Source organism: Rhodococcus sp. P14 (assembly GCF_000256505.1).
In the GTDB taxonomy this organism is placed as follows: Bacteria; Actinomycetota; Actinomycetes; order Mycobacteriales; family Mycobacteriaceae; genus Rhodococcus; species Rhodococcus ruber.
Genome location: NZ_AJFC01000345.1, coordinates 1 through 11,052, shown reverse-complemented (window position 1 = coordinate 11,052; position 11,052 = coordinate 1). Strand labels below are relative to the sequence as shown.

Below are 11,052 nucleotides of genomic sequence, written 5' to 3'. Positions count from 1 at the left end.
AAGGCGCCGCGGAGCCAGAACCCGTACTCGCGGGCGACCTCATTGGCGAGGTCGGAGAAGGTGGCGGTGCCCTTGTCGGCGGCGACCACGAGGTAGGTGTCGTCGCCGTCGCGGCGGACGACCCGCGGCGGCGGCACGGCCACGCCCCGGGCGCGGTCGAGGTTGTCGGTGACGTCGAGCAGACCGGCGATGAACCGCCGGTAGCAGGCCTCGCCCTGCGCGCGCACGGCCTGCCGGTCGGCGGCCGCATCGCCGGTCGGCGAGACCGGACGCTTGACCACGAAGCCTCCCTTGGCGCCGACGGGGACGATGACGGCGTTCTTCACGGCCTGCGCTTTCGCGAGACCGAGGATCTCGGTGCGGAAGTCCTCCCGCCGGTCCGACCAGCGCAGGCCACCGCGGGCGACCGCCCCGAAACGCATGTGCACACCCTCGACGTCGGGGGCGTAGACGAACACCTCGAACTTCGGTCGCGGCTGGGGCAACTCGTCGATGCGGGTCGGGTCGAGTTTGAACGACAGGGCCCGGGCGGGTGCGGCGTCGGCGCGTGCGGGCGGGACGGCCCCGTCGTCGCCCGACACGAAGTAGTTGGTACGCAACGTCGCCCGGATCAGGCCGAAGAGGCCGCGCAGGATCCGGTCGGCGTCGAGACCGACGACGGCGTCGATCCGGCCGGCCAGTTCGGCGGTGGTGTCCTGCTCGCGGTCGGCGGACGCCTCGGCCGGGTCGAACATCGCCTCGAACAGCTCCGCGAGCAGCGCGGTGGTGGCCGGGTCGGCGAGCAGGACTCCTTCGATGTGGTACTGGCTGTAGGGGAAGCCGGCCTGCCGCAGGTACTTGGCGTAGGCGCGCAGCATCATGGCCTGCCGCCAGCCCATTCCGGCCCGCAGGACCAGTTCGTTGAACCGGTCCGGTTCCGACAGTCCGTGCCACACGGCGGCGAACGCCGCGGTGAAGCGGGTGGTCACCTTCGGGTCGGGTTCGAGGTCGACGGGCAGGACCAGTCCGAAATCGTAGATCCAGCAGCTCATCCGGTCGGCGCGGATGATCTGGTACGGCCGCTCGTCGAGTACCTCGACGCCGAGGCTCTGCAGCACCGGCAGCACCTGGCTGAGGGTGATGCCCTCACTGCCGATGTAGAGCGTGAAACGCCAACGCCGTGGGTCGGCGCCGGGCCGCCGGTACAGCAGCAGGTCGATGCTGCCGTCCCGCAGCGCCTCGAGACGGGCGATGTCGGCCAGCGCCCGGTCTGCGTCGAAGTCCTCCTTGTAGCCGTCGGGCAGCACCTCCGCGTACCGCTGCACGAGCACGGGATCGACGGTGTGGTCGGTGGCGGCCAGGTCGGCGAGGTGATCGTCCCAGCTGCGGCTGGCCTCGGCGAGCAGGGCCTGGATGCGCAGCCGATTGTCCTCGGAGGTGTCGATCCGCGGCAGGGCCTGGCCCGGCGGCGTCCGGATGGTCACGTGCAGCAACGCCAGATCGCCCTCGGTGACCCGGGCGGTGTAGTGGATGGCACCTCCGCCGTACTCGCGCAGCAGGATCTGCTGCATCGCGACCCGCACGCGGGTGTTGTAGCGGTCACGGGGCAGGTAGATCAGGCACGAGACGAAGCGGCCGTAGGGATCGACCCGCACGAACAGCCGCAGTTGCCGGCGCATCGCGACGACCGCGGTGACGGTCTCGTGGAGGGTCTCGGTGTCGGCGGAGAACAGTTCCACCCGGGGCAGCGCCTGCAGCACCTCGAGCATGGCCTGTCCGGTGAACGACGACAGTTCCACGCCGGCGCGGGCCACCACCTCTCGTACCCGCCGGGCCAGCACCGGAATGTCGAGCACGTTCTCGTGCAGCGCGGTCACGGCGAGCACACCGAGGAACCGGTGCTCGCCGACGACCCGGCCGTCGGAGTCGAGAACGGCGACTCCCACGAAGTACGGGTACACCGAGCGGTGCACCGTGGCAGGCAGGGACGCCTGGGTGAGCACCAGCAGCGGGCGGTCGGCGGCCTCGACCGTTGCCGACATGTCGATCACGTCGTCGGCGGCCAGGTCGGAGCGCAGCACCCCGAGTCCGCTGCCCGGCACGGCGCGGGCATGGCGCGTTCCCGAGGCGTCGGCGACGACGTCGTAGCGCCGATAGCCGAGGACGGTGTAGTTGCCCCGCGCGAACCAGCGCAGCAGCGCCGCCGTCTCCCGCAGATCCTCCGCGGCGCGCCGCGGCGGCGGGTTCTCGGCGAGCGCGTCGAGTTCGGTGGCGAGATCGCGTTCCCGGACGAGCATTTCGGCGGTGTCCGCGCCGACCTGCCGGACGTCGGCGAGCACGCCCCCGATCTCGGTGCCGACCGCGTCGAGGGCGGCCTCGGCGGTGGCCGGATGCAACTGGACGTGTATCCACGACTCGGTGACGAAGCCGGACGGGGGCGTCGTGTCGGCCACCATCTCGCGCAGGCCGCCGTCCTCGTCGCGCCGGACGGACACGACGGGATGGACAAGTTCGCGGATGGCGACGCCGAGCCGGGTCAGCAGCGCGATGACGGATTCGACGAGCAGGGGCATGTCGTCGGTGACGATCTGCAGGGCGGCACCGATGTCCCATCGGTCGCCGGGCCGGTAGACACGGGTCAGGACCTCGGCCTCGTGCCGCTGCCGGCCGAGGTCCAGGTGAGCGGCCAGGGCGCGCTCGGGGGCGTCGACGGTGTCCGCGTAGCGCCGGTAGCTGTCCTCGAGAGCGGATGCCGCGAGCTGCCGGTTCGGCGAAACCCCGTGGGGTGGGGCGGACTCGGCCATGGTGCTCACTCCCTCATTCGCGGCCGGAAACCGGCAGCGCCGCGGACAGGCTCTGGTGCGAGCCTATCCGCGGCGCCGGGTGTGAGGGGGGAATCCCGCGCCGGGCGGTCAGGCGACCGGGGCGGCGACGTACTCCTCGAGAACCGCCCGCTCCTCGGCGGACAGCGGCCGGGCGGTCTCCGTGCGCGGGTCGAACCCGACGAGCACCGCGTCCCCGGAGCCGCACGGGTGGCCCTGCACATCGGTGATCACGTGCCGCAGGGTGTACGAGCTGTTGCCCACATGCAGTACCGAGATGGCGACGGTGATCGGACCGGAGTCGTCCTTGAGCGGACGCAGGAACTCCACGTCCATCTTCCGCACCACCACGGCGCCGCGCGCGAACGGGCCGCTCTGCAGGAACTTGATCCGGGCTTCCTGCATGTACTCCACGAACTTCGTGTTGTTGACGTGCCCGAGGCGGTCGGAGTCGGCCCAGCGCACCTCCAGCGTGCAGGTGAAGGTCTTCCGCTCAGTCACGGGTGAGCTTCCGGTGGGTGACGCGGTGCGGACGCGCCGCCTCCGCTCCGAGCCGCTCGACCTTGTTGGCCTCGTACGACTCGAAGTTGCCCTCGAACCAGAACCACTTGCCCTCCTCGACGTTGCCCTCCCACGCGAGGATGTGGGTGCAGGTGCGGTCGAGGAACCAGCGGTCGTGGGAGATCACGACGGCACAGCCGGGGAACTTCTGCAGCGCGTTCTCGAGCGAGCTGAGGGTTTCGACGTCGAGGTCGTTGGTCGGCTCGTCGAGCAGGATCAGATTGCCGCCCTCCTTGAGGGTCAGCGCCAGGTTGAGGCGGTTGCGCTCGCCACCGGAGAGCACCTCGGCCTTCTTCTGCTGATCCGGTCCCTTGAAGCCGAAGGCGCTGATGTACGCCCGTGAGGGCATCTCGTTCTGGCCGACCTCGATGTAGTCGAGCCCGTCGGACACGACCTCCCAGACCGTCTTGTTCGGGTCGATGTTCGCGCGGGACTGGTCGACGTAGCTCAGCTTGACGGTGTCGCCGACCCTCACGGTGCCGGAGTCCGGCTTCTCGAGGCCGACGATGGTCTTGAACAGGGTGGTCTTGCCGACGCCGTTGGGGCCGATCACGCCGACGATGCCGTTGCGCGGCAGCGTGAAGGACAGGTCCTTGATCAGCACGCGGCCTTCGAACCCCTTGTCGAGGTGGTCGACCTCGACCACGACGTCGCCCAGGCGCGGCGGCGTCGGGATCTGGATCTCCTCGAAGTCCAGCTTGCGGAACTTCTCGGCCTCGGCGGCCATCTCCTCGTAGCGGGCGAGACGGGCCTTGTTCTTGGTCTGGCGGGCCTTGGCCCCGGACCGGACCCACTCGAGCTCCTCGCGCAGGCGCTTCTGCAGCTTCTGGTCCTTCTTGCCCTGCACCTCGAGGCGCTCGGCCTTCTTCTCCAGGTAGGTGGAGTAGTTGCCCTCGTACGGGTGCAGCTTGCCGCGGTCGACCTCACAGATCCACTGCGCGACGTGGTCGAGGAAGTACCGGTCGTGGGTGACGGCGAGGACGGCACCGGGGTAGCTCGCGAGGAACTGCTCGAGCCACAGCACCGACTCGGCGTCGAGGTGGTTGGTGGGCTCGTCGAGCAGCAGCAGGTCGGGCTTGCTCAGCAGCAGCTTGCACAGGGCGACGCGGCGGCGCTCACCGCCCGACAGGTGGGTGACCGGCTCGTCCGGCGGCGGGCAGCGCAGGGCGTCCATCGCCTGCTCGAGCTGCGAGTCGATGTCCCAGGCGTTGGCGTGGTCGAGTTCCTCCTGGAGCTTGCCCATCTCCTCCATGAGCTCGTCGGAGTAGTCGGTCGCCATCAGCTCGGCGATCTCGTTGAACCGGTCGAGCTTGACCTTGATCTCGCCGAGACCCTCCTCCACGTTGCCGCGGACGGTCTTGTCCTCGTTGAGCGGCGGTTCCTGCAGGAGGATGCCGACGGAGGCTTCGGGATCGAGGAAGGCCTCCCCGTTGCTGGGCTGGTCCAGCCCGGCCATGATCTTGAGGATGGACGACTTGCCCGCGCCGTTCGGTCCGACCACACCGATCTTGGCACCCGGGTAGAAGCTCATGGTGACGTCGTCGAGAATGACCTTGTCACCGTGCGCCTTGCGCACCTTCTTCATCGTGTAAATGAACTCCGCCATAGGTCCAGCGTATCGGGCCGACCCGCGGACACCACATCCCGGACGACCGGCCCGGTCGGTAAGACCCGGAAGCGGCCCGGCTACGAGGCGAACAGCCGCGCCACGAACGGGGTGGTGTCGGGCAGGGAACGGGTCATGGTCGTGTTGTGGCCGGCGACGTACACCCGATAGTCGATGTCGGCACCCGCCGCCAGCAGGTCGGCTGCGAGCCCGGCCGACAACGGCGCGGGGACCATCGTGTCGTGGATGCCCTGGGCGAGGAACATGGGGCGGTCGTACCCGCTGGTCGGGACGCCGAGGTAGTCGGTGAACACGGCGGGAAAGGGGCCTTCGGACAGGGGCCGCGCCGCGAGGTCGCCGACCCGGACGTCGCTGGCGAGCGCGTCGAGCTCGTTGTAGCAGAGTCGTTCGGCCGCATCGACGAACTCCCGCCCGGTGGGGGTCAGGTAGCTGTTCACGTCCAGGTCGGGATGGGCGGCGCGGAGTCCGGCGAAGATGTAGGAGCTGAACGCGACCAGACCTTCGAAACCCGGATCGGGGAATCCGGGCCCGCCGAAGGGGAACAGCCGCTCGAGGTTGGACGGCGCCCCGGTGGTGACCGTGCCGCGGAAGTCGAGTTCCGGCGCCCGCAACGAGGCCCGGTGTGCGGTGTGCAGCGCGGCGTGCCCGCCCTGCGACTGGCCGACGACGACCCACCGCGGCGACAGCGACGGCTCGGCGGCACGGCCCGCGCGCACGATGTCGACGACGCTGTTGGCGGCGCTCTGGCCGTCGAGGTAGGTGTGGACGCCGTCGGTGCCCAGTCCCGGGTAGTCGGCCGCCACGACGGCGTACCCCTGGGCTAGCCAGTGTTCGAGGTACGCGCGCTCGACGTCGGCGCGCGGATTCCGCGACGGTGCGCAGTCGTCGCCGATGCCGACGGTGCCGTGGGCGTAGGAGATCACCGGCCGGCCGCCCTCCGGGGCCGGGCCCGGAGGCACGAACAGCACTCCGGTGCCGACGGCCGGCGCACCGGAGCGCCACTCGGTGCGGTACGTGAGCCGCTGGGCGACCGCGGCGCCGGACACCGACAGTTCGGGTGGCAACGGTTCGACCGAGACGATCGCGCCGGGGTCGGCGGCTGCGGGTTCGGCCCCGGCGACGGGCGGAGTGAGCCCGCCCGCCAGCACCGCACCGACCGCACACAGCGCCCATCGCCACCGCCTGGTCCGGCCCATGAAAGTCCTCCGCTCGTCCGACGCGCGTGCCGGTCGTCGGCAGGCACCACCTCGCACGTCGGTCCCCGACCGTCCGGCGTTACCGGACGAATCGGGCGGTGACGAACCTCGTGGTGTCGGGGAGGGCCTCGAAGAGGGTGGCGAAGTGGTCGGCCGGATAGGTGCGGTAGTCGACGTCGGCGCCGCCGGCCCACAGGTCGGCGACGAGCTTGAACGACAACGGGGCCGGCACCATCCGGTCCTCCAGGCCCTGGCCCAGGAACAGGGGCCGGTCGTAACCGCGGGCCGGGACGCCGAGGTAGTCCGCGAGCGTGGCGCGCATCCGGTCGTCACCGAGCGGCCGGGACAACAGCTGCCCGACGGCCACACCGGCGGCGCGGTCCTCGAGCTCGCTGTAGCAGAGGCGCTCGGCGGCATCGACGAGTTCGCGTCCGACGGGCGTGAGGTAGCTGTTCACATCGACGTCGGGACGGGCCGTCCGCAGACCGGCCATGATGTACGCGCTGAACGAGACGAGCCCGTCGAGGTCGAGGTCGGGGAAGCCGGGCACACCGAACGGGAACAGCAGCTCGAGGTTGGACGGCGCACCGGTGGCGACCGCGCCGCGGAAGTCGAGCTCCGGCGCGCGCGCCGTGGCCCGGTGCGCGGTGTGCAGCGCCGCGTGCCCGCCCTGCGACTGACCGACGACGACCCAGCGGGGCGACAGGGACGGCTCCACTGCGCGCGCCGCCCGCACGATGTCGATCACGCTGTTCGCGGCCGTGGGCCCGTCGAGATATGTGTGCAGGCCGTCGGTGCCGAGTCCGGGGTAGTCGGCGGCCACCACGGCGTAGCCCTGCGACAGCCAGTGCGCGAGATACCGCTGTTCCCGGTCGACGCGTGGGTTGCGCGACGGGGCACAGTCGTCGCCGAGACCGACGGTGCCGTGGGCCCACGACACCACCGGACGGCCACCCTCGGGTGTCGGGCCCGGCGGCAGGAACAGCACCCCGGTGTCGACGGCGGCGGCACCGGAGCGCCACTGGGTGCGGTAGGTGAGCCGCTCCGCGACCGCAGCGCCCGGCACGGACAGCTCGGGTGGCAGCGGCTCCACGGACATCACCGCCCCGGGCACCGGTTCGGCGACCGCGACGGCCGGGCACAGCCCGGACGGGAACAACACGGCCGACGACGCGCGGTCGGGGACGGCGTGCCGGCCGCTGCGACGGTGCGATCCGGCACCCGGCGCGACCGGCTCGGGTCAGCCCACACGCTCGATCCGGGTCTTCAGGTGGGCCGGCATCTGCTGCATGCTGCTCTCGGTCCATTTCGGGAGATGATCGCCGAGGGGGACGTCGGCGACGAGGACGGCGACATGCGAGGTTCCTGCCAGCGTCACCTCGGTGCCGCCGTCGGCGGGCGCAAGCGTGAGCGTCCACAGAAACTCGATGCCCGCCCGGGGCGTCGACCGGACGACGATGCGTTCGTCGGGGACGACCTCGACGAACTCGACGTGATCCTCGAAATGCAGGCCCCGGAGTCCTCCGAACCACTGGGCGCTCGACCCGACACCGTCCGGGGTCGAGTGGACCTCCCGGACCGCCATGTTCGGGTGAGCGGACCACAGCTTCCCGATGTCGCGCGCGAACCCGAACACCTTCTCGACGGGGGCATCGATCGTGATGCTCTGCGCCGCACGCGCGCTCGGCGGCGCGGCCGGAGTCCGGGCACCCTCGACCCGTGCCTTCACGGTCGCGAGCATCCGTTCGATGTCACCCCCGCTCAACTTGAACATCAACTCCTCGACGGGCACCCCGACGACCGGAACGTCGAGTGTCCATTCGCAGTCCAAGGTCAGGCTCGTCGCGCCGTCCTGCGGCGCGAACGTGAAGGTCCAGACCGGTCCCATGCTGGATCGGGCCACGATGCGCTCGCCGGGGACGACCTCGGTGTACTCCACGCGTCCTTTCAGGTGCAGGCCCAGCAGCTTCTCGAACCACTCGGCACTCGTCCCGACCCCGTCCGGGGTGAGGTCGACGTCCCTCACTGCGCAGTCGGGAAAGCAGACCCACAACTTCCCGACGTCCTTCGCGAACTCGAACACCTCCGCCACGGGCGCCTCGATCGTGGTGGTGCGGCTCATCTTCGCCATCGGTCCGATCCCTTCCGTCCTGACTGTCCCCGAATTACGGCCGCCGGATCACACGTTTCGCACGCTACGCTCCGCCGGCCACCCGGAGCTCGGGATCGGCCGGTTGTGGTCTCGATGTCACCGCTCCGTGGGCCCAGGCTGCTGTGCTGTTCGACGATCTTCGAACAGCACTCCGTACGTTGGTTTCCCGACCTTCCAGCGGAAGGGCCGTATCGTCCGAGCGCATGGCATGGTTGGTGTTCGGAGTTCTGGCGCTGATGGGGCTGGTGGCGGGCGTGGTGGTGCGACAGCGAGACCGGGTGGAACGCGCTTCCGGGTTTCCGTGGTTCTGGGTGGCATTCCCGGCGACCTGCATCGTCATCGCGGCTGCGGTGAGTGTCTTCGCATGGCCTCAGGTGCTGACCGGCTCGGGCAGTTACTGGTGGGATCCGCCCACCGTGAATCAGCCGGGTTTGCAGTTCCTGTCGAACGAGCAGTACCAGCGGTTCATGACATTGCGTCGGTGGAGATGGGTACTACCTGCGATATCACTCGTGGGAATTGCCTTGTGCGTGTGGACCTGGCGGCGACGCCACGTGTGACCCCGCCCTTGTGATGGTCCCGCACAGCAACAGAGGTATCGCTGTGGGCGCGGCGGTACCGGTTACGAGGAGACGCGCCATGATGAGACACACACTCGACTTCGGTAGCCCGTTGCCCCCGGGCTGGACCACACTCGACGACCAGAACCGGTACTGGGATCAGTTCACCGACCGGTTCAGGTTCCGGCCTGGTCTTACCGAGTCGGATTGGCCGGCGATGGCAGAACCGACACCGTCGATCACGTTCGATCTCACCGCGCCTGCCGACATCGCAGGCGCGTGGCAGAGCCGCTTCGATGCGATCAACGCCGAAGCGTTACGTTGTTTCGTCTCCGATTTCCCCGAGGACCCGATGTTCGTGGTGCTGGACTGGCAGCACACCTGCTATCGGCTCGATACGGCCGTGCATGCCGCCACCCCGGACACCGAGTGGCGGGTTCCGGTCTACCCCAACGGCGACTACCACCTCTTTCTGCGCGACGACCTCAGCGAGGGCACGTTCGGACACCCGTGGGAGCAGACCCTGTGCGTGTTCGGCGAACGTCCTGTCGGTTCATTGGGCCGGACCCTCGCGACGTGGCTGCCTGTCATACGGATCGACGGCCGTCGACCCGACGCCCTGTAACACAACAGCACACCACTCGCGCACCGCGGGACGGGGCCACGACATCGGCCCGGACTGTGCGAAGCCCTCGCCACCTGTCGAGAAGGCGACACCCTCATCGTCGCCGGATTCGGCTGACTGGGCCGATCCGCCGGCGACCACAGTCTTCGCGCCGGCCTCGTGCAGGTCGAACATCTTGCGGCCCTGCGCCCGCGTCAGCTGACGCGTCGACCCGCAGCAGCCTCGACAATCACCGGGCCCCGCACGAACAGCGGCTCTACCCGCCGAACAGGGTCGCCGCGAACGGCGTGGTGGCCGGCAGTGCGTCGAACATGGTCTCGGAATGCCCGTTGGGGTAGGTGCGGTAGTCGACGTTTGTACCCCCGGACCACAGGTCGGCGACGAGCTTGAACGACAGCGGCGCCGGCACGACCTGATCGCGCAATCCCTGGCCGAGGAACAGCGGCCGGTCGTAGCCACGGGTGGGCACTCCCATGTAGTCGGCGAGGGCCGCGCGCATGCGGTCGTCGCCGAGCGGGCGGGCGAGGATTTCCCCCACTCCGATGCCGTCGACGCGGTCGCTGAGTTCGGCGTAGCAGAGCCGCTCCGCGTCGTCGACCACGTCCCGTCCGACCGGGGTGAGGTAGCTGTTCACGTCCACGTCGGGCCGTGCGACTCGCAGACCGGCCAGGACGTAGGACAGGAACACGGTGGTGCCGTCGAGGCCCAGATCCGGAAAGCCGGGACCGCCGAACGGGAACAGCGTCTCGAGGTTCGACGGCGCGCCGGTGGCGATCATGCCGCGGAAGTCGAGTTCGGGGGCCCGCGACGTCGCCAGGAGCGCGGTGTGCAGGGCCGCGTGGCCGCCCTGCGACTGGCCGATCACGATCCACCGGTTCGACAGCGACGGCTCGGCGGCGCGGGCGGCCCGGACGACGTCGACGACGCTGTTCGCGGCACTCGGCCCGTCGAGGTAGGTGTGGAGCCCGTCGCTGCCCAGGCCGGGATAGTCGGAGGCGACCACGGCGTAGCCCCGGGACAGCCAGTGTCCGAGATATGCCCGGTCGCGGTCGGTGCGCGGGTTGCGCGACGGGGCGCAGTCGTCGCCGACGCCGACGGTGCCGTGGGCCCACGACACGACCGGCCAGCCACCCTCGGGCGCCTGACCCGGAGGCAGGTACAGGACACCCGAGGCGGTCGTCGACGCACCCGATCGCCACTGGGTGCGGAAGGCCAGTCGCTCGGCCGTGGCCGCTCCCGGCACCGACAGCTCACCGGGCAGTGACTCGACCGCGACCACCGTGCCGGGCCCGGGTTGCGCGCCGGCCGTCGCGGGCACGACCAGCCCGGCCGCCACGGCCCCGATGCACGCGAGCGCCCGCAGCCGCCACCCGATTCCCCTCATCGTGTCCTCCCGTCGTCGGTGCAGGCGCTCGAACCTACAGGCGCTCAAACCTAGCAGCGGCGCCCAGCCGGACAGGACGTTTCGGGCACGGTGACGCCGGGCATCTTCCGAGGCATGACGACTTTCCCGGCGAGCTCGACGACCCC

At 70.1% G+C, this 11,052-nt stretch carries 9 protein-coding genes; 2 read left to right on the top strand and 7 right to left on the bottom strand.

Annotated elements, in window-relative coordinates; all coding sequences use genetic code 11:
• The 6 genes from OEY_RS29090 to OEY_RS0124545 form a co-directional block, all read right to left on the bottom strand.
• Window positions 1-2,783, bottom strand: a 2,783-nt coding sequence (locus tag OEY_RS29090) for an NAD-glutamate dehydrogenase domain-containing protein (RefSeq protein WP_010596397.1), incomplete at its 3' end; no start/stop codon positions are given.
• Window positions 2,784-2,891: 108 nt separating this feature from the next.
• Window positions 2,892-3,302, bottom strand: a complete 411-nt coding sequence (locus OEY_RS0124565) for an acyl-CoA thioesterase (protein ID WP_010596396.1) — start codon at window positions 3,300-3,302, stop codon at window positions 2,892-2,894.
• Window positions 3,295-4,968 (bottom strand): energy-dependent translational throttle protein EttA, encoded by a 1,674-nt coding sequence (gene ettA / locus OEY_RS0124560; RefSeq protein WP_010596395.1) that lies wholly within the window; start codon window positions 4,966-4,968, stop codon window positions 3,295-3,297. The genes OEY_RS0124565 and ettA overlap by 8 nt, the downstream gene beginning before the upstream one ends.
• 80 nt (window positions 4,969-5,048) lie before the next feature.
• On the bottom strand, window positions 5,049-6,185 hold the full coding sequence (locus tag OEY_RS0124555) for a lipase family protein (RefSeq protein ID WP_010596394.1): 1,137 nt from the start codon (window positions 6,183-6,185) through the stop codon (window positions 5,049-5,051).
• 79 nt (window positions 6,186-6,264) lie between these two features.
• Complete coding sequence (locus tag OEY_RS29085; RefSeq protein ID WP_010596393.1) at window positions 6,265-7,347, bottom strand: alpha/beta hydrolase family protein; 1,083 nt, start codon at window positions 7,345-7,347, stop codon at window positions 6,265-6,267.
• Between the two features lie 78 nt (window positions 7,348-7,425).
• Window positions 7,426-8,316, bottom strand: a complete 891-nt coding sequence (locus OEY_RS0124545) for an SRPBCC family protein (protein WP_010596392.1) — start codon at window positions 8,314-8,316, stop codon at window positions 7,426-7,428.
• A gap of 224 nt (window positions 8,317-8,540) precedes the next feature.
• On the opposite strand from OEY_RS0124545, the gene OEY_RS0124540 reads away from it, so the two are divergent.
• Window positions 8,541-8,897 (top strand): hypothetical protein, encoded by a 357-nt coding sequence (locus OEY_RS0124540; protein ID WP_010596391.1) that lies wholly within the window; start codon window positions 8,541-8,543, stop codon window positions 8,895-8,897.
• 79 nt (window positions 8,898-8,976) lie between these two features.
• Window positions 8,977-9,522, top strand: a complete 546-nt coding sequence (locus tag OEY_RS0124535) for a DUF2716 domain-containing protein (protein ID WP_010596390.1) — start codon at window positions 8,977-8,979, stop codon at window positions 9,520-9,522.
• 256 nt (window positions 9,523-9,778) lie between these two features.
• Here OEY_RS0124535 and OEY_RS0124530 read toward each other — a convergent pair whose 3' ends face one another.
• Complete coding sequence (locus OEY_RS0124530) at window positions 9,779-10,906, bottom strand: alpha/beta hydrolase family protein (protein ID WP_010596389.1); 1,128 nt, start codon at window positions 10,904-10,906, stop codon at window positions 9,779-9,781.
• Window positions 10,907-11,052: the final 146 nt, after the last annotated feature.

Bases quoted from the DNA above. Each gene is read 5' to 3' on its own strand.
- ettA (WP_010596395.1), bottom strand. From the start codon at position 4,968: ATGGCGGAGTTCATTTACACGATGAAGAAGGTGCGCAAGGCGCACGGT.
- OEY_RS0124555 (WP_010596394.1), bottom strand. From the start codon at position 6,185: ATGGGCCGGACCAGGCGGTGGCGATGGGCGCTGTGTGCGGTCGGTGCG.
- OEY_RS0124545 (WP_010596392.1), bottom strand. From the start codon at position 8,316: ATGGCGAAGATGAGCCGCACCACCACGATCGAGGCGCCCGTGGCGGAG.
- OEY_RS0124540 (WP_010596391.1), top strand. From the start codon at position 8,541: ATGGCATGGTTGGTGTTCGGAGTTCTGGCGCTGATGGGGCTGGTGGCG.
- OEY_RS0124535 (WP_010596390.1), top strand. From the start codon at position 8,977: ATGATGAGACACACACTCGACTTCGGTAGCCCGTTGCCCCCGGGCTGG.
- OEY_RS0124530 (WP_010596389.1), bottom strand. From the start codon at position 10,906: ATGAGGGGAATCGGGTGGCGGCTGCGGGCGCTCGCGTGCATCGGGGCC.